The organism is Burkholderia sp. Bp8963 (assembly GCF_003854275.1).
GTDB lineage: Bacteria > Pseudomonadota > Gammaproteobacteria > Burkholderiales > Burkholderiaceae > Burkholderia.
On record NZ_QTQP01000011.1, the window covers coordinates 103,594 to 128,495 of the forward strand.

25 protein-coding genes and 1 pseudogene are annotated in these 24,902 nt (G+C 66.3%); 13 read left to right on the plus strand and 13 right to left on the minus strand.

What is annotated here, in order from left to right; all coding sequences use genetic code 11:
- Positions 1-139 precede the first annotated feature (139 nt).
- The 5 genes from DID96_RS11930 (at position 140) to DID96_RS11950 (ending at position 5,643) form a co-directional block, all read left to right on the plus strand.
- The gene (locus DID96_RS11930) at positions 140-1,111 is read left to right on the plus strand and encodes a LysR family transcriptional regulator (protein ID WP_124599519.1); all 972 of its coding nucleotides are present in this window, start codon (positions 140-142) and stop codon (positions 1,109-1,111) included.
- Between the two features lie 110 nt (positions 1,112-1,221).
- Positions 1,222-2,181 carry a dihydrodipicolinate synthase family protein gene (locus tag DID96_RS11935; protein ID WP_124599520.1) on the plus strand — a complete coding sequence of 320 codons (960 nt, stop codon included), beginning with the start codon at positions 1,222-1,224 and terminating at the stop codon, positions 2,179-2,181.
- A gap of 9 nt (positions 2,182-2,190) precedes the next feature.
- Entirely contained in the window at positions 2,191-2,640 is a 450-nt protein-coding gene (locus tag DID96_RS11940; protein WP_124599521.1) for a RidA family protein, read from the plus strand.
- Positions 2,641-2,656: 16 nt separating this feature from the next.
- Positions 2,657-3,892, plus strand: coding sequence for an aminotransferase class V-fold PLP-dependent enzyme (locus tag DID96_RS11945; protein ID WP_260463867.1), 1,236 nt, complete (start codon positions 2,657-2,659; stop codon positions 3,890-3,892).
- A 41-nt stretch (positions 3,893-3,933) separates the two neighbouring features.
- Positions 3,934-5,643, plus strand: coding sequence for a hypothetical protein (locus DID96_RS11950; RefSeq protein WP_124599523.1), 1,710 nt, complete (start codon positions 3,934-3,936; stop codon positions 5,641-5,643).
- Positions 5,644-5,741: 98 nt separating this feature from the next.
- On the opposite strand, the gene DID96_RS11955 is transcribed toward DID96_RS11950, so the two are convergent.
- The 9 genes and pseudogenes from DID96_RS11955 to hyfB form a co-directional block, all read right to left on the minus strand.
- Complete coding sequence (locus DID96_RS11955) at positions 5,742-5,954, minus strand: twin transmembrane helix small protein (RefSeq protein ID WP_124599524.1); 213 nt, start codon at positions 5,952-5,954, stop codon at positions 5,742-5,744.
- Positions 5,955-5,956: 2 nt separating this feature from the next.
- Positions 5,957-6,496 carry a hypothetical protein gene (locus DID96_RS39520; protein ID WP_260463863.1) on the minus strand — a complete coding sequence of 180 codons (540 nt, stop codon included), beginning with the start codon at positions 6,494-6,496 and terminating at the stop codon, positions 5,957-5,959.
- Positions 6,436-6,945, minus strand: coding sequence for an NADH-quinone oxidoreductase subunit B family protein (locus DID96_RS11965; protein WP_124599525.1), 510 nt, complete (start codon positions 6,943-6,945; stop codon positions 6,436-6,438). Before DID96_RS11965 ends, DID96_RS39520 begins: the two co-directional genes overlap by 61 nt.
- The gene (locus DID96_RS39525) at positions 6,945-7,799 is read right to left on the minus strand and encodes a hypothetical protein (protein WP_409333773.1); all 855 of its coding nucleotides are present in this window, start codon (positions 7,797-7,799) and stop codon (positions 6,945-6,947) included. The genes DID96_RS11965 and DID96_RS39525 overlap by 1 nt, the downstream gene beginning before the upstream one ends.
- Positions 7,800-8,099: 300 nt before the next feature.
- Positions 8,100-8,504 (minus strand): annotated as a pseudogene (locus DID96_RS39530) (NADH-quinone oxidoreductase subunit C); the annotation flags it as partial.
- Positions 8,505-8,507: 3 nt separating this feature from the next.
- Positions 8,508-9,971 carry a hydrogenase 4 subunit F gene (locus DID96_RS11975; RefSeq protein ID WP_124599527.1) on the minus strand — a complete coding sequence of 488 codons (1,464 nt, stop codon included), beginning with the start codon at positions 9,969-9,971 and terminating at the stop codon, positions 8,508-8,510.
- Entirely contained in the window at positions 9,964-10,623 is a 660-nt protein-coding gene (locus DID96_RS11980; protein ID WP_124599528.1) for a formate hydrogenlyase, read from the minus strand. The genes DID96_RS11975 and DID96_RS11980 overlap by 8 nt, the downstream gene beginning before the upstream one ends.
- Entirely contained in the window at positions 10,624-11,574 is a 951-nt protein-coding gene (locus tag DID96_RS11985; protein ID WP_124599529.1) for a respiratory chain complex I subunit 1 family protein, read from the minus strand.
- Positions 11,568-13,574, minus strand: coding sequence for a hydrogenase 4 subunit B (gene hyfB, locus DID96_RS11990; RefSeq protein WP_124599530.1), 2,007 nt, complete (start codon positions 13,572-13,574; stop codon positions 11,568-11,570). Before hyfB ends, DID96_RS11985 begins: the two co-directional genes overlap by 7 nt.
- Positions 13,575-13,823: 249 nt before the next feature.
- On the opposite strand from hyfB, the gene DID96_RS11995 reads away from it, so the two are divergent.
- Both DID96_RS11995 and DID96_RS12000 read left to right on the plus strand, forming a co-directional pair.
- Positions 13,824-14,618, plus strand: a complete 795-nt coding sequence (locus DID96_RS11995; protein WP_124599531.1) for a YoaK family protein — start codon at positions 13,824-13,826, stop codon at positions 14,616-14,618.
- Between the two features lie 197 nt (positions 14,619-14,815).
- Positions 14,816-15,001: a CopG family transcriptional regulator gene (locus DID96_RS12000; protein ID WP_010097212.1), complete on the plus strand. Its 186-nt coding sequence runs from the start codon at positions 14,816-14,818 to the stop codon at positions 14,999-15,001.
- 47 nt (positions 15,002-15,048) lie between these two features.
- On the opposite strand, the gene DID96_RS12005 is transcribed toward DID96_RS12000, so the two are convergent.
- Positions 15,049-15,885 (minus strand): spermidine synthase, encoded by an 837-nt coding sequence (locus DID96_RS12005; protein ID WP_124599532.1) that lies wholly within the window; start codon positions 15,883-15,885, stop codon positions 15,049-15,051.
- An 89-nt stretch (positions 15,886-15,974) separates the two neighbouring features.
- The gene (locus tag DID96_RS12010) at positions 15,975-16,319 is read right to left on the minus strand and encodes a zinc ribbon domain-containing protein YjdM (protein WP_124599533.1); all 345 of its coding nucleotides are present in this window, start codon (positions 16,317-16,319) and stop codon (positions 15,975-15,977) included.
- Positions 16,320-16,544: 225 nt separating this feature from the next.
- On the opposite strand from DID96_RS12010, the gene DID96_RS12015 reads away from it, so the two are divergent.
- From DID96_RS12015 to DID96_RS12030, 4 genes are read left to right on the plus strand one after another with little or no spacing between them, the layout of a single operon-like run.
- Positions 16,545-17,000 (plus strand): hypothetical protein, encoded by a 456-nt coding sequence (locus tag DID96_RS12015; RefSeq protein WP_124599534.1) that lies wholly within the window; start codon positions 16,545-16,547, stop codon positions 16,998-17,000.
- 26 nt (positions 17,001-17,026) lie between these two features.
- On the plus strand, positions 17,027-17,290 hold the full coding sequence (locus DID96_RS12020) for an HPr family phosphocarrier protein (protein WP_124599535.1): 264 nt from the start codon (positions 17,027-17,029) through the stop codon (positions 17,288-17,290).
- A gap of 5 nt (positions 17,291-17,295) precedes the next feature.
- Complete coding sequence (locus DID96_RS12025) at positions 17,296-18,108, plus strand: fused MFS/spermidine synthase (RefSeq protein ID WP_124599536.1); 813 nt, start codon at positions 17,296-17,298, stop codon at positions 18,106-18,108.
- A gap of 49 nt (positions 18,109-18,157) precedes the next feature.
- Positions 18,158-18,379: a hypothetical protein gene (locus DID96_RS12030; RefSeq protein WP_124599537.1), complete on the plus strand. Its 222-nt coding sequence runs from the start codon at positions 18,158-18,160 to the stop codon at positions 18,377-18,379.
- A 39-nt stretch (positions 18,380-18,418) separates the two neighbouring features.
- Here the strand turns inward: DID96_RS12030 and DID96_RS12035 are convergent, their stop codons facing one another.
- On the minus strand, positions 18,419-21,955 hold the full coding sequence (locus DID96_RS12035; RefSeq protein ID WP_124599538.1) for an ABC transporter ATP-binding protein: 3,537 nt from the start codon (positions 21,953-21,955) through the stop codon (positions 18,419-18,421).
- Between the two features lie 121 nt (positions 21,956-22,076).
- Between DID96_RS12035 and DID96_RS12040 the strand changes: the two genes are divergently transcribed.
- Positions 22,077-23,057 carry a LysR family transcriptional regulator gene (locus tag DID96_RS12040; protein ID WP_124599539.1) on the plus strand — a complete coding sequence of 327 codons (981 nt, stop codon included), beginning with the start codon at positions 22,077-22,079 and terminating at the stop codon, positions 23,055-23,057.
- A gap of 58 nt (positions 23,058-23,115) precedes the next feature.
- Complete coding sequence (locus DID96_RS12045; protein WP_124599540.1) at positions 23,116-23,346, plus strand: GDCCVxC domain-containing (seleno)protein; 231 nt, start codon at positions 23,116-23,118, stop codon at positions 23,344-23,346.
- Positions 23,347-23,397: 51 nt separating this feature from the next.
- On the opposite strand, the gene glgA is transcribed toward DID96_RS12045, so the two are convergent.
- Complete coding sequence (glgA, locus tag DID96_RS12050) at positions 23,398-24,894, minus strand: glycogen synthase GlgA (protein ID WP_221624579.1); 1,497 nt, start codon at positions 24,892-24,894, stop codon at positions 23,398-23,400.
- Between the last annotated feature and the right edge of the window lie 8 nt (positions 24,895-24,902).

Genomic DNA, 24,902 nt, shown 5'->3' on the forward strand with positions numbered 1-24,902 from the left:
TATCCGCAGCCGGCCCTGTTCCGGCATTGCGGTCAAAAATCGGCGCGTTGCGGAATCGGCAACGTCGGGTCGAAGAAGGATGGCCGCCGGCGAGTAGAATCGGCAGGTCGTCATCTTTCACCGGTCGAGGCGCAACGCCATGCTAGATATCCAATGCCTGAAGGATTTCCTTGTCCTCGCGCGGCTCAAGCATTTCGGCCGCGCGGCCGAAGAATGTCACGTCACCACGTCGGGCCTGAGCCGGCGAATCCAGGCGCTGGAGTTCTGGCTCGGCGCGCCGGTCTTCAATCGCGCGGCAAACGGCGTCGAACTGACCGACGCCGGCCAGCGGCTGCAGGCGGTGACAACGGAGGTCGTGTATGCGCTCGAAGGCGTCAGACGCACCGTTCGCGCCAATGCCGCCGGGCGTCGCGAACAGGTCCGCTTCGCCGCGCCGCACATCATGTCGGTCGTGTTCTTTCCCCGCTGGTTTCCGATGCTGCACATGCAGTTCCGGCGCACGCGCTTTTCCGTCGCGTCGGATCATCTGGCGTCGTGCTTCGCGTTGCTCGACCAGGGCGAGGAGGATTTCGTCGTATTCCTGCTGGATCACGCGCATGGGGTGCTGGACAAGCTGGGCCGCTCGCTGGACTCGATCGACTATCGGATGCTGAAGGTCGGCGAAGAAACGCTCGTTCCCGTTTGCGCACCCGACGACCGCGGCCGCCCGCTGCATACGCTGAGCGGCCCGCGTGACCGCGAGGTGTCGCTGCTCGGTTATAGCGACGAATGCTCGCTCGCATGGGTACTCGAAAGCCGGCTCGCCACCCTCGACGGCCTGCCGGTGCTGGTGCGCCGTCATGAAAACTCCCTCGCCGACGGGTTGCGCGGCATGGCGCTCGCAGGGCTCGGCGTCGCGTGGCTGCCCGCCACGCTGGTCGCGGACGACTTGCAGTCGGCGCGCCTCGTGCGTGCCGCCGATGAGCACTTCGACATCGCGATGCAGGTGACCTTTGCGCGTCGCAGAGCGACGCTGAACGACAGTTCCGAGGCCCTTTGGCAATTTCTCGAGGCGGGCAGCCGTACCCGCGCCGACGCCCGGGTTACGCGTGAAGCCCGGCAGGTCGCGTAACACGCTGCCGATGCGGAATTCGCAACGGCCCCGAATCATCGCGCAACCACGGCGCGGCGCGGCGTTGCCATACTGGTGCCTCTCGAACCTGGATCTCGGAGCACCGAACAATGAAACGACATGCGTCTTTTCGCGGCGTCCTGACGCCGGTGATCACGCCATTCACGGCGACGCTCGAACCGGATCTGCCGCGCCTTGTCAGGCAATGCCGCTGGCTGCTCGCCAATGATGTCGGCCTGGCGGTGTTCGGTACGAACTCCGAAGGCAACGCGTTATCGACACGCGAGCGTGTCGCGCTGCTCGAAGGACTGGCCGGCAATGGCATCCCGATGCACCGCGTGATGGCCGGCACGGGCGCGTGCTCGCTCGACGACGCGGTGACGCTGACGCGCGCCGCCGTCGAGCTGGGCTGCGGTGGCGTGCTGATGTTGCCGCCGTTCTACTACAAGGAACCGAGCGACGCGGGCCTGTTCCGCTTCTATGAGCAGACCATCGCACGGGTCGGCGACGACCGCCTGGCCGTTTATCTGTATCACATCCCGCCGGTCGCAAAGGTCGGCTTTTCGCTGACGCTGGTTCAGCAATTGCTGGAACACTTTCCGGGCACGGTGCGCGGCATCAAGGACACCGGCGGCGATCCCGCCTATACGCAGGCGTTGCTCGCGAACTGCGCATCGGACGATTTCGATGTCTTCGCCGGCAGCGAGACCGAGCTGGTCACGCTCATGGAAGCGGGTGCCGCCGGCTGCATCAGCGCGACGGCCAATGTGAACCCTGCGGGTCTGGTCGACTTGTATCGCAATTTCACGCATGCGGATGCGCGGAGCCGCCAGCAACGCGCGAACGCGGTGCGCGCGGCGTTCGCCCGCCATCCGATGATTCCGGCGCTGAAAGCGGCGCTCGCATTTTATCTCGACGATCCATCGCTGTGTCATGTGCGGCCGCCATTCCTCGCGCTGGCGCACGATGCACAAGCGCGGTTGATCGCCGAATTGCAGGCACTGGATTTCAATCCGCCTTGCGTGCCGGCGGTCGAGGAATCCCCGTTCAATTCCCGTTTCGTTCATTGAGAGTCGACCATGGCATTCAATCCGGCAGAGTTGTCGCTGCCCGCCCCCTTTACGCCGACCGGCCGGTATCGGGCAGTCGTCGTGCAAGGCGGCTTCGCGTTCGTCAGCGGGCAGTTGCCCCGGGTCGACGGTGAATTGCGCTACCGGGGAACCGTCGGCGTCGATTTGCGCATCGAAGAAGCACGCGATGCCGCACGGCTCTGCGCGGCGAATTGCCTGGCCGTTCTCGATCGCGAGCTCGGCGGGCTGCATCGCCTGATCCGTGTCGTTCGCGTTACCGGCTATGTTGCCTGTCACGCGTCGTTTTTCGACCACGCGGATGTGATCGACGCGGCATCCGACTATCTCGTCGGCGCGCTGGGCGAAGCCGGCGCGCACAGCCGTACGTCGATCGGCGTCGTCTCGCTGCCACGCCATGCGCCGGTCGAGCTGGACCTGATCGCTGCAATCCAGCCGTGAGGACGCTACCTTGCCCATGCTCCCGCCGTTGCCGTTGAGCGAAATCGAAGTCAGGCAGCTCCGTGCATCCACGCCGGCGGCCGAGGCGTTCGTGCATCTCAATCATGCGTCTGCGAGTCTGCCGGACCACGCCACGCTCGAAGCGCTGCGCGGCTTTATCGAGCTGGAGGCGCGCGTCGGCATGCATCGCGCGCTCGAAACGATCGACGCGTCCGTCGCCGCACTTCCGCAGGCCGTGGCTTCGATGCTCGGGGTGCACGCCGAGCAGATCGCGATCTGCGAATCGGCTTCGCGCGGCTGGGCGCTTGCGCTCAGCGCCGTGGCGCCGCGTCGCCGGCTACAGGTGTTCGTGTCCGCGCACGAATGGGGCGGCAACGTGAACACGCTGCTTGCGCAACCGCGCGTGTCGATGGTCCAGATGCCCGGCGCGCCGCATGCACCATGGGACGCGATCGTGCATCAAGCGCTCGCGCAGCGCGATCGCGACGCGGTGCCCGTCGTCTCGTTACCGCTGATCGGCAGTGCGCGCGGTGCAGTACATCGTCTGGACGGGGTCGCGAGCGCCGTTCGCGACGCTGGCGGCTGGCTGTTCGTCGATGCCAGCCAGGCCGTCGGGCAGATTCCGGTGAACGCCGAGACCCTCGGCGCCGATGTGCTGGTATTCCCGGCCCGAAAATGGCTTCGCGGCCCGCGTGGCGTCGCGGCGCTCTGTCTGTCGCAGCGCGCCCTCGCCCGTTTCGAAGCGCCCGCGATGCTCGACACCTACGGGGGCTGCACGACGCATGCGCCGGCCGGCGGCCATCTCGAGGTGCGCTTCGCCGACGATGCCAGACGCTTCCAGCTGTACGAACACCATCCTGCGCTGCGGCTCGGGATGCTGGCCGCCGTCCGCGCGCTGCAGGACATCGGCGTCGAGCGGATTCATGCATACACGAGGAGCCTGTGCGAGCGGCTGCATGCGGCACTCGACGACCAGTGGGACTGCGTGCATCTCGATCGTCCCTCCAGTGGATTGCTGTGCGTATCGTTTGCGGGTGTCGATGCCGCCCAACTGGCGGATCGGCTATGGCGACGCGGCATCAACACGGCGTGCGTGACGACATCGCGCTATGCACCGCTCGCGCACGACGGCGAGAAAAGTCCGGCGGGCGTGCTGCGGGTCAGCCCGCATGCGATCACGCTGCCCGAAGAAATCGACCGTCTGCTTGACGCGCTGCGCGAAGAGTGCCGGTTGCTAGCCACAGCGTGCTAAGCATGCACGCGAGCGAAACCCATATCACAATAGACGCCACCATGACCCTTTTGCTCGACACCACGATTCCTCGCACGCTGACCGAACTGGTCGAGCGCTTCAGCAAAACGCCGGCGACGCGCATCGAAGCGTGGGTGTTCGACGATGCGCGAACACGCGAAGCCGCGCAGCGGCAGCTTGCGGCTGCCGGCGTGCAAGCCACGTTGCGCAGTGCGTACAAGCCGCTTCTGCATTTTCTGCTGGAGGAGGTCGACCCACGCTGTTTGACGGACGTCACGATTCAAACGCCCGCCGGCGCGGAGCACCGCTTCAGGCTCGAAGCCTTTCCGCTTGCGGGCCTGTTGCCGCAAGCGAAGCTCACGTTCAGCGAAGGCACTGATGCCACGCATTACGTCGTGACCGTGCCGGGCGCGACGTATCGCGTGTTCGCACCCAACACTGCGCAGCACTCGCCTTGCGGCTGGCTGCGGGTCTGGCAAGGCGACCGGCTCGAACAGGATGGTCCGCTCGTCACCGAGTTCGAAGCCGCCTATGCAGCTGCCATCGACGCGATCCGCAATCACGCATGGCCGCAACAAGCGCCTTTCTTCGAGAAGCTTTGCATCGGTATCGAAACAGGCGGCATCGAGCACCGGCTGCCATACCACGACGAATGCATCAGCACGCGCGAGGCGCTGCACGAGGATCTGTACTTTTCCGTGCTGGAGTTTTTCCAGGCACGCGCGGGTGTGCCCCTCGGCGACCGGACGCTGAAACCCGGACAGATCATCCCCGAGATCGTCGAAAGCGCGGGCGCCACCCGTGTGCGCGTCAGCTTGCGTCCGTACGACACGGTTGCCGAGCCCGTCGTCGATACAGCCCTCTCAGAAGCGGCGCAACTCGATGATGCCGACCGACCGTTGACGCTCGCGCAGGTCGACGCACAGCTTCGCAGCCTGAACGGCGTGCCGTTTGGCACAGTGAGCCGCGAAGGGCGCCGGGTCACCGGCATTCATGTCCGGGGCGGGCTGCCTGGCCTGGTCATCTCGGCAGGACAGCATGCGAACGAAACCTCAGGCATCGTCGGCGCGCTGCGCGCCGCTCACATGCTGAAGACGCGTCACGATGCGCACTTCGCGCTCATTGGCGTCGAGAACCCCGACGGCTATGCGCTTCATCACCGGCTTCGCGAGCGCAATCCGCATCACATGCTGCACGCGGCACGCTATACGGCGCTCGGCGACGATCTCGAAGCACGACGAGTCGAACCGTTCGGCGAAATGGCCGTTCGCCTCGAGGCAATCGAGCGCACGCAGGCCGGCCTGCATATCAGCATGCACGGCTATCCCGCGCACGAATGGACGCGCGCGTCCACTGGCTATATTCCGCAAGGCTTCGAGCACTGGACGATTCCGAAGGGTTTCTTCCTGATCCTGCGACACCACCAGGGCCTTGACGGCATGGCGTTCCTGGAGGCGCTCACCGCGCAACTGGCGACGTCGCCGGAACTGGCCGCTTTCAATGCGGAACACCTGCGGACCTGGCATGCACACGCCGGCGAGATGCCGTATCCGGTTCTGCATGGCATTCCGTGCATGATCATGGAAGACCACCGGTCCACGGTGCCGTTTACGCTCGTCACCGAATATCCGGATCAGACGATCTACGATTCGGCTTTCCGGCTCGCGCACACGACGCAGGCACGCGCGGCCAGGATCGCGGCGGATCTGTATTGGTCCGGCCTGCTGGACGCCACGGGTTCAGCGCGATGAGCGAGGCCGGGTCATTGCCCTTTCTCGTGCAAAACCAGGCGGTTGCCGGGCATGGAACCGCTTGCGACCATCCGTGCTGGACAACAAGCGAGCGTCCGTCACCGTCCGATCGGAAGCCCGGTCGGCTCGATCCAGCCGAGCCAGTACGCGAGCAGGAGCGCGAGAAACAGCGTGATCGACAACCCGACGCGCGCCGCGAGCGACCACACCATGCGCTTGGTCGTCCCGCGGTCGCGATTCATGAAGTACAACGCGGAAATCAGGCTGCCGATAATCAGAATGAATGCGACAGCAACCAGTAACGTTTTCATTTTCAATGCCCTGCAAGTTCGGAATCAGCGTGAATCACTTCAGCCAGCTTTCGCCGCTCGACCGCGACATCGCTGACGCCTGTCGCCGGCCAGTCCAGTGCGACGCCGTTGGAAAGCGAGTCGCGAACGAGCGTCTGATAGTCCCAATCGCTGATCCGGCCACGCACCATCGCATTCGCGATCTCGTGCCGGAATGCAGAGGGAAAACTCGTGTACGCGTGCGACAGCGCTGCATATTGCCTTGCATCGATTTCTTTCGAAGACGGCATCGCAGCCCAGATGACGACCGCCACAATGGCCGTGAACGGGATGGCGGTGTAACGGAGAATGAACTTGATCGGGGTCATGAAGCAGTAGCGTGTGTCATAGCGGACAAGGGTTGGTTTGTGAAAAGGTGCATGAGCCGATTCCAGGTCAAACGCGGCGGCGCACGTCGCGCACACGCGTGAAAGCCGTATTTTCGCTGAAATCGACCTCCCGCTCAGCGCGACCGGCACGCTGCCAGGATGCCACGCAGCAAATCGACCGGCGGCGGCGGACATCCGGGGATCGTCACGTCGACCGGCAAGATCGACGACACCGGGCCGCACACGGCATAACTGTCGACGAAAATGCCGCCCGTGCACGCGCATTCGCCCGCGGCGACAACGAGTTTCGGGCTCGGTGTCGCGTCGTACGCGGCGAGCATGGCCTCGCGCATGTTCAGGGTCACGGGCCCGGTTACGAGCAGCAGGTCGGCATGCCGGGGGCTCGCAACGAACTTGATGCCGAGCCCCTCGATGTTGTAGTACGGATTGTTCAGCGCGTGGAGCTCCAGCTCGCACCCATTGCAGGAGCCCGCGTCGATCTGCCGGATGCACAGCGCGCGCCCGAGCAGGTCGAGTATGTCCTGACGAATCCGCCGTTCCTCGTGATGCCACGCATCTTCTGCGATCGGCGCGGGTTCGGCGGGAAAATCCGTGCGCCAGAATTGTCGGATGAGTTGCCACATCAGAGATCGTGCCCCGCGTAGTTCAGGTTGAACGACTTGTTGATCAGCGGGAAATCCGCAACGATGTTGCCGATGATCGCGTGCTCGAGCGCCGGCCAGTTCTGCCACGACGGGTCGTGACAATGGCATCGGGCGATCACGTCGCCCGGTGCGATATCGAGCGCGACGAACACGTCCCCTCGCCAGCCCTCCACCCAGCCTACCCCTTGGGAACGCGTCGTCGCAGGCGTGAGGTCGACGGCGACGGGGCCGTCCGGAAGATCGGCCAGCAGCGCACGGATCAGGCGCAGGGATTCGTCGATTTCGGCGAAGCGCATCGCAACACGTGCGGCGACGTCGCCACGCGCGTCACTGGCCGCGTTGGCCGCGATGACGTCATACGGAGCCGGCCGCAAGTTCGCGCGCACATCAAATGTCTGGCCGCTGGCGCGGGCTACGAGGCCACGCACGCCAAAATGCTCGGCCACCGCGGCGGTCAATTGCCCCGTGCCGAGGAATCGATCCTGCAACCCGGACTGGTCTTCGTAGATTTTCCGCATCACGTGGACTTCGCGTTCGATGCGTTCGCATTGTTCCAACAGGACCGCCGCGTCCTCGGCGCGCACATCGACCGCCACGCCTCCCGGCACGATCCGGTCCATCAGGTATCGATGCCCGAATGTGCGGGCGTTCACGCGTATCCAGTCTTCCTTGAGTCGCGAGAACTGCGCGAGTCCGAACCCGAACCCGCCATCGTTGCCGAGCGCGCCGAGGTCGCCGAGGTGGTTCGCAATGCGCTCGCGTTCCAGCAGGATCGTGCGCAAATGGAGCGCGCGCGTCGACAGTGTCGTGCCACTGGCCTGCTCGAGCGCCATGCAGAAGGCCCATGAGAACGCAACGGTCGAGTCGCCCGCAATCCTCGCGGCAACCCGATGGCCGCCCGACGCCGGGGTTCGTTCGAACAGCCGCTCGACGCCGCGGTGCACGTAGCCGAAACGCTCTTCGAGGCGCAGCACCTTCTCGCCGACGACTGAGAACCGGAAATGCCCGGGCTCGATGATGCCGGCGTGGATCGGCCCGACAGCGATCTCGTGCACGCCCTCGCCCGCGACCTGCACGAACGGGTAGTCGGCCTCGCTCGACTCGAACGATTCGACGCCCGTCGCCTGCTTTTGCAGCGGGAAGTAATCGTCGGGCCAGTTGCCATGATTGAGCCACGGCCGGGTATCCTGGGCGCCCCGCGCCCGTAAGCCAGTCAGGTCGAAGATGGCCCGCTGCATGCGGGTCGCGTACGGAAAAATGGCAGCGAGATCGGGGTAGTCGCCACTGGCATCCTGCCCGAGCCCGGTCGCGACGCGCACCCACAGCAGGCCGTCGTCGCATTCGTACGCGGCATTCACCGAAAACTGGCCTTCGACGGCTTCGCTGCCCCACATCGCCACGAGCCGGTGCCGCTCCGATCGCGCCGTCCGCGCAATCTCGAGCCACCCCGCTTCATCGGCGTCAACCACGCCCGCCGAAATCTGGCCCACCCCGCGCATCACGCGGGCGGCCGCAATTTGCATCGATTCGAGTCGCATTCCTTACCCCGCCAACATCGTCGCGGCCTGCCGATACCACATCGCCAGGTACGGCGGGACATAGAGCCCGAGCATCAGCCCCAACCCCAGATGCACGAATACCGGCAGCAGCGCGGGGCGATGCTCGAGCGGTCTTGCTGTCGTCGTTCCACCGAACACCATGCGCTGCACGCGCGCGAAGATCGCCGCGAACGCGGCGGCGAGACCGAGCAGCAGCAACGGCGCCGTCCACGGCATCGTATTCATCGCGGTCGTCAGGATCAGGAACTCGCTCGCAAACACACCGAACGGCGGCAGGCCGAGAATTGCGATCGTGCCGAGCATCATTCCCCAGCCGACTGTCGGGCTGACTTGCAGCAGCCCGCGAATGCCGTCGATCGCTTGCGTGCCGGCCTTCTGTGCCGCGTGACCGACCGCAAAGAAAATCGCCGACTTGACGAGGGAATGGACGGTCATGTGCAGCAGCCCGGCAAACGTCGCGACCGGGCCGCCCAGCCCGAACGCGAACGTCATCAGCCCCATGTGCTCGATCGACGAATACGAGAACAGCCGCTTGACGTCCTTCTGCCGGAACAGCGAGAACGACGCGATCAACACCGACACGAGCCCGAACCCGACCAGCAACCGGCCCGGCAGGCCATTGCCGAGTGCGCCGTCGGCGAGCACCTTGCAGCGCAGCACCGCATACAGCGCGACGTTCAGCAGCAAGCCGGACAGCACCGCCGAGATCGGCGTCGGACCTTCGGCATGCGCATCCGGCAGCCAGCTGTGCATGGGCACGAGCCCGACTTTCGTGCCGTAGCCGACAAGCAGGAACACGAAGGCGATCGACATGATGGTCGGATCGAGGTGCGTCCTGACCGCGGCAAGGCTCGTCCACAGCAGCGCATCGCCGTCGGTCAGCTGGCGGCTCGCGGCGAGGTACAGCAGGATCGTGCCGAACAAGGCCTGCGCGATGCCGACACCGCACAGGATGAAGTACTTCCACGCGGCCTCGAGGCTCGCGGCTGTCCGATACACGCTGACGAGCAGCACGGTCGCGAGCGTGGCGGCTTCCATCGCGACCCACAGCACGCCAAGGTTGTCGGTCAGCAGCGCGAGGAGCATCGCGAACATGAACAGCTGGTACATGCTGTGATAGAGCCGCATCCGCGCGGCAGTCATCCGGCCGCGGGCCTCCTCGACCTGCATGTACGGTTGCGAAAACAGCGACGTCGTCCAGCCGACGAACGCGGTCAGCGCGACCAGATAGACGTTCAGAGGATCGACGAAAAATGCCCGTCCGAACGCGAACGACGGACCGTGTTCGACGGTGCGTGCGGCAAGCACGAGCGTCGCCGCGAACGTCACGAAGCTGAAGCCGGCGTTCAGCGTGCGCGCGACATGACTGGGTCGCACGCACGCAAGACTCGCGGCGGCCACGAGCGGAATGCCGAGCACGGCGAGCACGACGTGGGCGTCATTCATCCTTGAGTTTCTCGAGGTGATGGATGTCGAGGCTGTCGAACTGCTCGCGGATCTGGAACATGAACACGCCCAGAATCAGGATCCCCACCAGCACGTCGAGCCCGATGCCGAGCTCGACGATCATCGGCATGCCGTTGGTGGCGGCCGTTGCGGCGAAAAACAGCCCGTTCTCCATCGACAGGAAGCCGATCACCTGCGGAATCGCCTTGGCGCGGGTGATCATCGCCATGAACGACAACAGCACGCACGCGAGCGCGATCCCGAGCGTGCCGCGCGCGACCGACGTCGCGAGCTGGCTGATCGGCGCCGCCACGTTGAATGCGATGATCACGAGCACGATGCCGATCAGCAGCGTGGTCGGAACGTTGATCAGCGATTCGACGTCGGCCTGCACGTCGAGCCTGCGCACGAGCCGATACAGGATCCATGGAATCAGGCCGACCTTCAGCACGAGCGTCATCGCAGCGGACACGTACAGGTGTGCATCACCGGTCACGAAACCGAGGATCAGGTTTGCCGACACGAGCACGACGCCCTGCAGCGTATAGAGGTGGATCAGCGCCAGGATCCGGCGCTGGCTGAGCATCGCGAACGACAGCATCAGCAGGACCGCCGCGAGGAAATTGATCAGTTGGGTTGCGTAGCCGTGCATTCACGCCCCCAGCAGCAGATGGACGAGCATGCCGATCACCGCGAGCAGGAACGCGGTCGCCAGGAACTCCGGCGCGCGGAAAATCCGCATCTTCGCGTTGGCGGTCTCGACCGCGGCGAGCGCGGCGCCGCCCGCCATCAGCTTGACGAACAGCGCCGGCACCGCGAGCAGCAGCGCGAGCGGATTGCCGGCCTCGGCGATGCCCCACGGCATGAAGAGTGCGAGGCCGATGCACGAGTACGCAAACAGCTTGAGGCTGGCCGCCCATTCCATCAGCGCGAGGTGCCGCCCCGAGTATTCGAGGATCAGCGCTTCGTGGATCATCGTCAGTTCGAGGTGGGTGGACGGGTTGTCGACGGGCAGCCGCCCGTTTTCGGCGAGCGATACGAGCGTGAATGCGATGCCCGCGAAAGCGAGGCTCGGATAGATCGTGAGCTCGCCGCGCCCGAGCGTCGCGACGATGCTCGTCAGCAACGTGGACTGCGTGATCAGCGAAGCCGACAGCAGCACCATCAGCAGGGCCGGCTCCGCGAGGAAGCCGATCAGCATGTCGCGGCGGGCGCCAAGCGTGCCGAACGCGGTGCCGATATCCATCGCGGCGAGCGACAGCGCAACACGCGCGAGCGCGAACAGGCCGACGAGCGCGATCGCGTCCGCGGCGGGCGACATCGGCAACTCGGTCGACAGCGTCGGCACGATCGCACAGGCAAGCGTCATCGCGGCCCACACGACGTAGGGCGCGCCACGGAACACCGGGCTGGCACCGTACGCAACGACCGACTCCTTGTTGAACAGCTTGTGGAGCATCCGGTACGGCTGCCAGATGCTCGGCGCGCGCCGGTTCTGCAGCCACGCGCGGCACTGGTTGACCCAGCCCGTGAGCAACGGCGCGGCGGCAAGCGCCACGACGATCTCGAGGGTCTGCGATATCACGCCGGATACGGTTACCATCGTCTCACCAGCATCAGGAGCAGGATCAGTACCGCGAAGCTGTAGGTCAGGTAAACGGCAATCTTGCCGGTCTGCAGGCGGCCCGCGCATTCCGCCAGGCGTTGCGTCAGCGCGACGATGCGGTCGTAAAGCGCGGGCCATGTCCGATCGGTGACCGACACCCCGTACACCGGCTGCGCATCGAACGGCGACGGCAATTGCCGCTCGACATGCAGCAGCGGCGCGAAAATCTCCCGGATGGGCTGCCCGAACCCCTCCGCCGTGTCCTGCATGCGCGCGGTCGTGAACGGGAATCCGCAGCTCCACGGCGCGGCCCGGCGCAACCGGCCGTGATAGAAGCGCCGCACGAGCACCCACGCGAGTCCGCAGCAGGCGACGAAAAACAGCATGAACACGGCGGGCATGTAACTCGCCCGCGCGGTCGACACGGGCACGAACAGCAGCCAGCCGTGGTTGTCCGCGCCGATACCGGCCCCGACAAGCGCGTGCGTGACCCGATCCAGCACCTTGACGAACTGCGCGGGCATCAACCCGAGCAGCACGCATGCCGCCGCGAACCAGCCGAATGCAAGCCGCTCCCACGGATTCGCATCGCGTGCGCGCGCGAGTTTCGTTTCCCTCGGCTGTCCGAGGAACACGATGCCGAAGAACTTGACCATCGTATAGCCGGCGAGCGCGGCCGACATCGCGATCAGCGCGGCCGCGATCGGCACGGTCATCGCGAGCACCGAATTCGGCAAGCCGGGCGTGAACAGGAAACTCTGCAGCAGAAGCCACTCCGCGACGAAACCGCTCAGCGGCGGCAAGCCCGCACTGGCGCCGACACCGGCGAGCACGGCCCACGCGGTCCACGGCATGAAGCGGATCAGGCCGCCCAGCTTGCCAAGGTTGCGCTCCCCGGTCGCGTGCAGCACGGCGCCCGTGCCAAGGAACAGCAAACTCTTGAACGCCGCATGCGCGACGATCTGGTAGAGCATCGCGGTCAACGCGAGCGCGGACAGGCTCGTCATCCCGTACGCGCGAAACAGCACCGCGACGCCGAGCGCGACGATCATCAGGCCGACGTTGTCGATCGACGAATACGCGAGCAGGCGCTTCATGTCGACCTGGATCGTGCTGAATACGACGCCGAGCAGCGCGGTGCCGACGCCGAGCACGAGCAGCAGCACACCCCACCAGGCGATCTGCACGTGCAGCAGGTCGAACAGCGTGCGCAGCAGGCCGTACAGGCCGACTTTCAGCACGAATCCGCTGAGCAGCGCCGATACGGGGGACGGCGCCGCGGGATGGGCGTCCGGCAGCCACACGTGCAACGGGAACACGCCGGCTTTGGCGCCGAATCCGACCAGCGCGAACAGGAACGCGAGCGACGCGCGGAACGCGTCGGGCGACTGCGCGCGCATGTTGGCGAACGTATAGTCGCCGGTGCCCGCCTGCAGCATGCCGAAACAGAGCAGCAGCGCAAGCGCGCCGACGTGCGAGATCAGGAAATACACATAGCCCGCGCGACGGATCTCCCCGATCCGGTGGTTGGTCATCACGAGGAATGTCGCGGACAACGTCAGCGTTTCCCAGGCGACCATGAACACGTACGCATCGTCCGCGACGAGCACGAGCGCGATGCTCGCGATGCAAACGTGGTATTCGAAGCAGATGAGGCCGGGCGCCGCCCCCTCGCCCTTGCGGAAATAGCCGGCGGAAAACGCGCCGATCCCCGTGCTGACGACGCCCAGCACGAACAGGAAATAGCCGGATAGCCCGTCGACGCGCAGATGGAATGGCAACCCGGGCAGCCCGATCGGCAACACCGCGGTGGATGGATCGGCGAACACGCCGGCGAGTCCCGCCGCCGCCAGCAGCAGCCCACCGAGCGCGCCGAGCGGAAACAGCCCGTGCGCAACGAAGCGCGTGCGATGCAGCACCCCGAGACCCAACGTGCCGATCGCGAGCCACGCGGCTGTGACCAGCAGGACGAAATGGACGACCGGCACGGGTGCCATCCGGAATGTCTCCAGTACGCTCGGATTGGACGAGGAGCTTGGCCCGAGCCCGGAACCCCGGGCTCAGGCCGTCCGTATTATGACATCGAAAGGTCCATCCGGATAACAGGATATGATAATCGCGTTATCATGTGAGCCACATGTTCGACGAAACCGGGCACCCTGACGTACAGCCCGCCCGCTTGCGCCGCCCGAAGGCCTCATCCGTGATGTCGTTGCCGCCGTTCCGAGCGATTGAGTGAAGATCCTATGCCTGCGCAGTACTTTCGAAGCCTGACGGGAAAACACCGCACCGCGACCGCGAACCGTCAGCTCGGGTTTTCGCTCGCGTTCGTCGCGGGCGCAACCAATGCGGGCGGGTTCCTTGCGGTCAGGCAATACACGTCGCACATGAGCGGCATCGTGTCGGCAATCGCCGATCAGGCGGCGCTCGGGGACGTCCGGCTCGCGCTTGCGGGCATCGGTTCGCTGGTGTCGTTTCTCGTCGGAGCGGCGTGCTCGGCGGTGCTCGTCAACTGGGGGCGGCGGCGCAGCCTGCAAAGCCAGTACGTGCTGCCGTTGCTGGTCGAAGCGGCGCTGCTTCTGCTGTTCGGCCTGCTCGGCAGCCACCTCGCGCTATGGGAGGCGTTTTTTGTCCCGGTGACCGTCATCCTGCTGTGCTTCATCATGGGGCTGCAGAATGCGATGATCACGAAGCTGTCGGGCGCGGAGATCCGTACGACGCACATGACCGGCATCGTGACCGACTTCGGGATCGAGTTGGGCAAGCTCTTTTACTGGAACAGGGCGACCGTCGTCGCGGATGCACACGCGGTCGTCGCGAACCGCGCAAAGCTGAGGATCCATGGCGCGATGCTCGCGTCGTTCTTCGTCGGCGGCCTGACCGGCGCAATCGGCTTCAAGCACGTCGGCTACGTATCGACCGTGCCGCTCGCCGGCGTACTCGTCACGCTCGCAATCGTGCCCGTGGTCGATGATGTGCTGACCTATTTCTATCGGCTCGACCGCGGGCGTCGAGCTGGCGCAAGGCAGGACGATTTCTGACCGGGAAGCCCGGTGAATGCTCGCCGCTCGAGCATTGGCGGACGTGCTGACGGCCGCCGATCCCGCTCGAGCCGCCGCCGCGAGTTGCGGCCGGGCGGTACGACAATTGGCCAGGCGACATCTTCCCGCCACGCCGTTGAAGGCAAATGCATTATAATTCGATTAGCATATTTGCCGACTCGCCCATCGCAATGGAAATGGAAACGAAAACCGCACGCCTGACCGTCCTGATCGACCCTGCCAAGAAAGAAGCATTTGAAATGCTTTGCTCCGCGCAAGATCTGACGCCGTCACAAGTCGTACGGCAACTGATCCGCGAGTATCTCGAGCATCACGGCGTGACTTACAAGACCAAGAGCCCGCTCGGCAAGCGGGTAAAGTAAAGCGCCGGTCGAGCCCGGGCGCCGCTCACGCAACGCTCACGTAACGATCAAGCACAGATTTTCCAGTGCGCGTGCCCTTGCGCGTGCCACTTCAGCCGCTTCGGATCGAAGCATTCCCCTTCCGTCAGGTATCGAGCGGTGTCGGACAGCTTGAGTTCGCCAGCAAAGGCAAATGACAGCGCGCGCTCGAGCAGGGTTTGCGTGGATGGCAAGCGGCCGCCACTCTTCCAGGCGAACGCGACAAAGTTGCTGTCGTCGCCGCACCGAACGATCGCACAGGACGAGCCGAACACCGACTGCAATCGCTCGACGTGCATCGGCAGCGCCGGATCATCGTCGGTGAAGTTGATCACGAGGACACCCGTGCCGGACAAACGCTCGCGACATGCGGCGAAGAATGCGACGTCCGCGCACCGGCCCGCCATGCCATCCGCGACAAACGCGTCAAGCAGGATCACATCCGTGCGGACGCCCTCGTCCGTCACGTAGTCCGCACCATCGGCACAAATCACATTGAACCGTGCGTCGTCCGCCGGAATCCTGAACACGTCACGCAGCGCGATCACCTCGGGGCTGATCTCGACCGCGTCGATCGCGACCTCCGGTAGATGCCGATAGCAGTACTTCGCCAGCGATCCCCCGCCGAGCCCGATCATGCAGATATGCGCGGGAGCGGGCTGCAGCAGCAGGAATCCCATCATCACGCGCGTATAGCCGAGCGCGAGCTTTTCCGGATTCCTGATGGACATGAAGCTCTGGGTGGCGAGGTGGTCGAAGTGCAGCGACACGGCGTGCTGCGTCTCCAGCACGACGGGCTGCCCATCACGTATCGGCGTCGCCAGGAACTTGACGAACGCGTCGTAGGATGTTCGATCCTCATCCATTCTCGGTATGCCCGGGCAATCAAACAGTCGATTGAATCATCCGCGACGTACCGCGCGGGGGAGCCGTGCCGCCAACCGCGAACGGCCGGTCAGACCTTCTTCAGGAAGCAGGCCTTGAGCATGAAGGCGCCGGCGTCCGTCTTGCAATCGATTTCGTGATCGCCGCCGACGATCCGGATGCTCTTCACCTTGGTGCCCATCTTCAACGTGATCGACGAGCCCTTGACGCGCAAGTCCTTGATCAGCACCACCGAATCCCCATCCGACAACACATTGCCGTTCGCATCCTTGACGACGTTGCCTGCAGCATCGTCGCCCGCATCGGCGCTCGCGCTCGCGGACCATTCGTGACCGCAGTCCGGGCACACGTACAGCGTGCCGTCCGGGTACGTATTTTCCATCCCGCATTGCGGGCATGAGGGGACGGCGTTCATTGCGGTTTCCATCAGGGCGGTTTCGATCAGTCAGTGAAAAAAAACAGGCGAGCAAGCTGCGTCGCCAGAGTCGGCGCGCCGTGTCGACGTGCGCCGACGGGTCGGCGGGCACGTAACAGCGCACACGGCATTATAATGCAATTCACATAACCTTACCGGTCGATTATAATCTCGCCTTAGCCGCCTTTCAGCGGACTTGCAGGCGGTTTCGCTGAGGATGTCGACATGTTCGAGATGGATGATGTACTGCTGTTGCCCGATCGGCGCGCCGTGACGTTGCGGGATACCGCGGGAAGCCGAGGGCTCGTCGTCGTGGGTGTCGGGCGCGGCGGCGAACGCGGCTTCCAGCTGGTTCACCGCTTCCATGACGCGGGAGAACAGCTCGCGGCGGCAGGGATCCACCTGGCCTTCGTCTATCCAAGGGAGTCGGCACGGCATGTGATGGATCCGATCTCGGTCGCCAGTGCGCGGTTCAGGCGCCATCCGTGCCTGCTGCTGGACGTCGACGACCGTTGTTTCAAGCAGCGCGTGCCGCCTCGATCGCTGCACGCGGTGTTCCTGAGCGGCGAAATGAAGCGACTCGCCGGCATCGACGTCGATTTGCAGCGCGTCACGTGGGAGACCGAGTTTCGGGCGTTTCTGACGAGCTGCCAGACCGACGCTGCGCACAGCGCCCAATGACCTATCTAAAGGCTTTCGCAAAAAACGTGGCAACCGTTGTGTACCTTCAAATCGGTTCCGGCTGGAACCGGAATCGCGCGTGCGCTGCCCAGGAAGCGCTCGTCGACGTGGCACGCCGCTTCGAAAGCGACATCCTGCTGATCGCAAACGGGCGCCGCGGCAGTGCGAAGGATGGCATGGCAGTTGCGTCGTTGCAGGTGCGCGGCGGCACGTCGGCTCAAGTGCTGGCCGCCGGCCCCGATGAAGAGGCGGCGCTTCAGGCGCTGTTGCCGTTGCTGCAGGAAGGCTGACCCGCATGGCGCCCGACGACCTGCCCTTTCTGAGTACCCACGCCTTTCCGTCAAACGCTGTCGCGAACATCCCGGTTATCGTGGAATCCGAGCACCTCGTCACGCTGTGCTTTGACGGCCGCGGCATGCAAAGCACGATGCTGCGCGCAGCCCCCGATGCGCTTGCACTGGGGTACACGCGCACGATGATGGGATTCCTGCTGCTGCAGCCCGCTCCCACGCGCATCGCGATGATCGGGCTCGGCGGCGGCTCGCTGACGAAGTATTGCCATCGGCACCTGCCGGACGCACGCATCACCGCAATCGAAATCAGTCCGGACGTGATCGCGCTGCGTGACCGCTTCTGCATACCGCCCGACGACGAGCGTCTGGCGGTTATCTGCGCGGACGCTGCGCAGTACATGTCGACGACCTCGGAAACCTTCGATGCGCTGCTGCTGGACGGCTTCAATGCGGGCGGCGTTCCCGCCGAACTCGTCAGCGCGGCGTTCTACGAAGCCTGCCACGCGCGGTTGAATGACGATGGCGTGCTGGCTGCCAACCTGTTGAGAGACGACCCGCGTCTTGGCGACTGCCTCACCAGGCTTCGCGATGCGTTCGGTCCGTCGGTCACACTGGCCCCGGCCGAAAACAGTGCGGAAAATATCATTGCGTTCGCCTGGAAGAGCGATGCCCCGCTACCGTCGCTCGAGGCACTGATGGCGCGCGCCGAGCAACACGCCGGACCGCACCGCGCCGATCTCGTCGAAGCCGCCGTACGCATCGAGGTCGGCGCCAGCTATGACTGGACGCACCTGGGCGCGTGCGTTGCGCCCTGATCTCGCCACATCCGGTGCCCACCGGTCACGATCAACTTTAGGAGAAGCAATGAGCGACAACGATACGTCGGACGCCCGAACCATTTCGGCATCCGCAATCTGGGCACTGGAACGCCTGGCCGAGATCCGCTATGGGCGAGAGACGCCCGCGCTCGGGTGGTCGGTCACGCGGGAGCTCATCAGCGCGGGATTCATCGACTACCCGATGACCCGCCGCCCAGGTATTTCAATTACAACGGCAGGCCGGACATTCCTGAAGAACCGGAAATAAAGCCCGCCAATCGCGTCGGGGCCACCTGACCGAGCGCAGTCAGGCCAGCACGCCCGACTGGTGCGCGACGAGTCGCGCATACGCGCCCTGCCGCGCGAGCAGTTCGGCATGCGTGCCGGCCTCGATCACCCGGCCGTGCTCGAACACGAGGATCGCGTCCGCGCTCCGGATCGTCGACAGCCGGTGTGCAATGACGATCGACGTGCGCCGGACCATCAGATCGTCCAGTGCATCGCGGATCTGCTGCTCGCTGATCGTGTCGAGATGGGACGTCGCCTCGTCGAGAATCAGGATCGGCGCGTCCTTCAGGAACGCGCGCGCGATCGCGATCCGCTGGCGCTGCCCGCCCGACAACTGCACGCCGCGCTCGCCGACGCGTGTCGCGAGCCCGTCCGGCAGCCGCGCGACGAATTCGGCGAGCGCCGCCCGTTCGATCGCACGCTGGACGTCCGCGTCGGACGCATCGCCGGCAGCAAGGCGGATATTCGCTTCCAGCGTATCGTTGAACAGGTAGGTATCCTGCGCAACCAGCGCGATGTGCTGCCGCAGATCGTCGAGCCGCAGGCGCCGCAGGTCGACGCCGCCCAGCGTGATGCGTCCGTGCTGCGGATCCCAAAAGCGCAGCAGCAGGCTCGCGACGGTCGACTTGCCGGCCCCCGATGCGCCCACCAGCGCGATCGTGCTGCCGGGCCGGACGTCGAAACTCACGCGGTCGATCGCGGGCGCGCCACGGCCCGGATAGGTGAAGCTCGCGTGCTCGAAGCGCACCGCGGAATTCGCGGGCACCGCGCACGCGCCATCCTCGACCGGCACCGGTTCCTTTTCCACCGCGCGCAGCCGCCGCGTCGAGCCGATCGTGTCGGCGAGTTCGCGCGCGACCTGGCCGATCTCCGCGACCGGCATGAACGCCGCCACCGCAACGAGCACCAGCAGCGGCAGCGATTCGTGCGCGAACCCGCCGCGCGCGCACAGCAGCGCACCGAGCGCGGCGACCGCGAGACCGCCCAGCCCGCTCGCGATCTCGAGCGCGGCGCCCTGCCTCGACAGGTCGCCGAGCAGTTGCGCGCGCTGTTGGCGGCACGCTTCGACGTCTTCAAGAAACGCGGCACGCCGGCGCGTGAGCGCCTGCAGCGCGGTCAGCTCCGCGAGCCCCTGGATGGTTTCGGTCAGATGCGCGCCGAGCCGGCCGAGCGCATCGCGCGCATCGATGCCGAGCTGGTCGATCCCGCGTCGCGCGACGACGGGCGCGAGCCCCGCCCACATCAGGAACGGCAGCAGCACGAGCGCAAGCGGCCACGCAACCCATCCGAGCAGCGCGAGCACGCCGGCCGGCACGAGCAGCGCGACGAACGCGGGCGCGAGCGTATGCGCGTAGAAGTACTCGACGGTTTCCACGTCCTGCGTCGCGAGCGCGACCAGATCGCCGGAGCGCCTGCGCTGCAGGCCCGCAGGCGCGAGGCGTTCGAGCGTGTCGAACAGCGCGATGCGCATCTCCGCGAGCAGCCGGTACGCGACATCATGCGCGAGCCACGATTCGAGCCAGTGCAGCACCGCGGCGAGCGGCGCCGCGCACAGCAGCGCCGCCAGCCATCCGGCGAACGGGCGACCGGCCGCCACCGCGCCGACCACGAGCGCGCTGAGCACGCCGACGCCGATGAAGCCGAGCACCCTGCCGATCCCGAACAGCACGGTCAGCGTGATCTTGCCCTTCCACGGACGCACGAAGCGCAGCAGCGTCTGCAGCGTTTCCGCCCAGCCGATCGCGGCGGCATCGTCGCTCAACGGCCGGACTTGCGGACCGGACGGCGCCCGCACCGCTGTACCGGCGGCCGGCGCGACGGCCGCGGACTCGGCGGCCGCGTCGAGCTGCGGCCCCATCAGGCGGCGATACGACCCGTCGCGCGCAATCAGCTCGACGTGCGTTCCGTCGTCGACCACACGCCCCTGGTCGAGCACGAGGATGCGATCGGCGCCGATCACGCTCGACAGCCGGTGCGCGAGGATCAGCGTCGTACGGCCGCGTGTCAGCCGGTCGAGCGCCTGCTGGATCAGCGCCTCGTTTTCCGCGTCGACCGACGACAGCGCCTCGTCGAGCACGAGAATCGGCGCGTCGCGCAGCAGCGCGCGGGCGATCGCGATGCGCTGGCGCTGGCCGCCCGACAATATCAGCCCGCGCTCGCCGATGTGCGTCGCATAGCCGTCGGGCAGCGCGACGATGAAGTCGTGCGCGTTGGCCGCGCGCGCGGCGGCGATCATGTCCGCGTCGCTCGCGCCGGGCCGGCCGAGCCGCAGGTTGTCGGCGATGCTGCCGTCGAACAGCGTCGCATCCTGCGCGACGACCGCGATCATCCCGCGCACCTGGTCGGGATCCAGCGTGCGGACGTCGCGGCCGCCGATGCGGATCGTGCCGGCCTGCACGTCGTGCTGCCGCAGCAGCAAGCGGACGATCGTCGACTTGCCCGCGCCGCTCGGCCCGACCACCGCGACCGTCTCGCCCTCGCGAATCGCGAAGCCCAGCGCCGCGTGGGCGTCCGCGCCGCGTCCCGGATACGCGAAGCGCACGCCTTCGAACGCGATGTGCGGACGCAGCCCGCTCACACGCGGCGCGGCGCCGGCGGGGGCGTCGCTGCGCGCATCGAGCAGCGCATGGATCGCGCTCGCCGCGGACTGGCCCATCATCCCCTGGTGCAGCACCGCGCGCAGATCGCGCAGCGGCCGGAAGATCTCGGTGCCCGCCATCAGGATGATCAGCAGCGCCTCGAGACTCATGTCGCCATGACGCACCCGCCACGCGCCGACCGCGATCGCGGCGGCCGCGCCGAGCCCGGTGCCGAGGTCCGTGAAGAGCCGCGTCAGCAGCCCGAGCGCAAGCACCCAGAACGTGCTGTCGGACAGCGCGCGGGCACGGAGTGCGAGCTTCTCGCCGAAGGCCGCGCTCTGCCCGAACGCCTTCAGCGTCGGCAGCCCCTGCACCGCGTCGAGGAATTCCTCGCCGAACGCCTTGAATGCGGCCGAGCGCGCGAGCGCCGCGCGCCGATCGGACCGGTGAATCAGCTGCGGCAGCGCGAGCGTCACGAGCGCCGCGCCGAGCAGCACGGCGGCGGTCGGCACGTCCCACCACGCGAGCACCGCGAAGATCATCACGGGCGCACATGCGGCGATCACGAGCTGCGGCAGGTAGACGCCGAAGAAGGTCTGCAGTTGCTCGACGCCGTCGACGACGGCGAGCATCACGCCGCCCGTGCGTTCACCGCTGAACCACGCAGGGCCGAGCGCCGCGATCCGGTCGAACAGCCGGGCGCGCAGCTCGGCCTGCACGCGTCCCGCCGTGCGCTGCGCGAGCACGGTGCGGCGGTGATCGAGCCATGCGCGCAGCACCACGCACACGGCGGTCGCCGCGGCTGCCGCCGCGATCTGTCGCGCCGGCGCGCCGTCGAATACGAGCACCAGCACCCGGCCGAGGAACACGAAACGCAGGATGCCGACGCCCATCGCGAGCAACCCGAGCGCGACCGCGCCGCAAAGCCGCCCGCGCTGCCCCGTCATCATCGCCCATAGCCGCCTGTCGAAATACATGAATGCCCTCCGATTCGCTTGTTCCAAATAGTGTCGATAGCGGATCAGAGGCTACGCGCGCCGTTGTCGAGCGGCAAAAGATGATTTTTCAATGGGTGTTGAGTCTCCTACAATACCCCGCATGTCACATCTCCCTCCCCTGAGCGCATTGCGCGCTTTCGAAGCCGCTGTCCGGCTCGGCGGATTCGCGCGCGCGGCGGCCGAGCTGAACGTGTCGACGAGCGCGGTCAGTCACCAGATTCGCGCACTCGAGGAAGCGCTCGGCGCGCGCCTGCTCGAACGCAGCACCGGGCTCGGCGGCATTCGCGTCACGCCGGCCGGCGCTCGTCTGCTGCCGGCCGTCAGCGACGCGCTGTCGCTGCTCGGGGACGCCTGCGCGGAAATCCGCGGCACCGGCAACGCGCAGCGGCTCACGGTATCGGCGAACGCGCCGTTTTCGTCGATGTGGCTCGCCCGCCGCCTCGCCGAATTCTCGGCGCTGCATCCGACCACGCCGTTGAACGCCGTCGTGCTCGACGACGAACCCGATTTCGCGCGCGACGGCATCGACCTGGCGATCGTCCATGTGCCGGCGCGCAAGCTGAAACCCGACGACGACGTGCTGCTGCAGGAAACCGTGTTCCCGGTATGCAGCCCCGAACTGCATCCGGTCGCTTACGGCGCCGTGTGCCGCAGCCGTCTGCTGCAGGAGATGCACGAGAACAGCCCGGAAATCGACTGGCGCAACTGGGCTTCCGAGTTCGGGCTGCCGGACGATTTCGAAACCAAGATCATCCGCTACAGCAGCTTCAGCCAGGTGATCGGCGCCGCGGTCGGCGGCGCGGGGATCGCCCTCGGCCGCACGCCGCTGATCGAGCCCGAGTTGCGCAGCGGGCGGCTCGTTCCGCTGATTCCGGGACTGTCGCGCCCCGCGTCCTGGCGCTTCGTGTTGCGCCGCAATCCGTCGCGGCGGCATCGGCTGCTCGATCCGCTGGTTGCGTTCCTGCATGAGGAAGCCGCAAAGACGATGGCGGGTGGCGAGTCCGATGCGTCCGCCCCGGCAGCGCATCACGCTGCGCGACACGCGAACCGCGAGATCGGCGAGATCGGCGACGCCGCGTGAAGCTGTCGCGCGGCAAAGCGTCGGCGCGGACGTTCATGTGTAACCGCGGGAGATCAAAATGACCGAGCTCCAGTTCGAATCGGTATTGACCTGCCCGCACTGCGGGTTCAGCCGGCAGGAAACCATGCCAGTCGATGCATGCCAGTTCTTTTACGAGTGCCAGGGCTGCAAGGCCTTGCTGCGGCCAAGGCCGGGCGATTGCTGCGTGTTCTGTTCGTACGGCTCGGTCTGTTGTCCGTCGAAGCAGCGTTCCGGAAACGAGCCGCCGGTCGGGGGTAACAGCGGTTGACTGGGCGCGGCCGTGCATCGTGCGCGCCGCGCCAGCCTCTCGCGCGGTCTCTCAGGCTGCCTGCCTGGCGCGGACCTGCCGATCGGCGGGGACGAGCTGCCGGTACACGGACATCAGCTTCATCGCCGAATCGTTCCAGCCGAAGCGCGCGCGCATCGCGCCTTGCTGGACGCGCGCCCAATCCTCGTCGCGTTCATACAGCGCAAACGCGCGGCGCAGCGCCGCGTCGAGCGCCACGCCGTCGAACGCATCGAACACGAACCCCGTCGCCGAGCCGTCCGCGAGGTTTTCGAGCGAACAATCGACGACGGTGTCGGACAGCCCGCCCACCCGTCGAACGAGCGGCAGCGTGCCATAGCGCAGGCCGAACAACTGCGTCAGCCCGCAGGGTTCGAAGCGCGACGGCACCATGATCACGTCGCTGCCGGCGATCACGCGGTGCGACATCGCTTCGTCGTAGCCGATCACGACCGCGACCGCATCCGGCTGTGCCGCCGCCGCGGCTTCGAACGCGCGTTCGAGGTCCGGGTCGCCGCTGCCGAGCAGCACGAACTGGCCGCCTCTGCGGACGATTTCCGGAAGCGCCTGCAGCACGAGCTGCAACCCCTTTTGCTCGGTGAGCCGGCTGACCACGCCGAACAGCGGCGCCGCCGGACGCACGCTCAGCCCGGCGAGCCGCTGCAACGCCGCCTTGCACGCGGCCTTTCCGGTCAGCGCGTCCACGTCGTAACGCGCGGCCAGATGCGGATCCGACGCGGGAGACCAGATCGTCTCGTCGACGCCGTTCAGAATCCCGTGCAGATCGGCGGCGCGGTGCTGCAGCAGGCCGTCCAGCCCGCAGCCCTGTTCGGCGCCCTGAATCTCGCGCGCGTAAGTCGGGCTGACGGTCGTGATCTTGTCGGCGTAGTACAGCCCGGCCTTGAGAAACGAAAACTGGCCGAAGAACTCGGCGCCGTCGATGTTGAAAAATGCGCGCGGCAATTCCGTTTCGTCGAACAGGTGTGCGGGGAACACGCCTTGATACGCGAGATTGTGAATCGTGAACACGCTGCGCGCGGCGAGCGTGCCTGTCTGAGCTTCGCCCGAGCGCAGATACGCGGGCGCGAGCCCCGCGTGCCAGTCGTGGCCGTGCACGATGTCCGGACGCCAGCCCGGATCCAGCCCGCTCGCGATGCGTGCAGCGAGCCATCCCAGCAATGCGAAGCGGCGATGATTGTCGAGATACGGATGCTCGTGCGCATCGCTGTACGGGCCGCCGGGCCGGTCATACAGCGTCGGCGCATCGACGAAGTACACGACGACACCGGTGCCCGGCAACACGCCGCGATGCAGCGCGAGCGCGTCGGCACCGAAGCGCGGCCCCGGCTTCGCGACGATGCGGCTGTCGGCGACGCCGTCGCGGATCGCCGGGAATCCCGGCAGCAGCAGACGCGCGTCGCATCCCAACGCGCTCAGCGCGCCCGGCAGTGCCGCGGTGACGTCGGCGAGACCACCGGTCTTGAGCAACGGATAGACTTCGGCGCAAACGTGTAGCACGCGCATGAGTATTCCTCTCT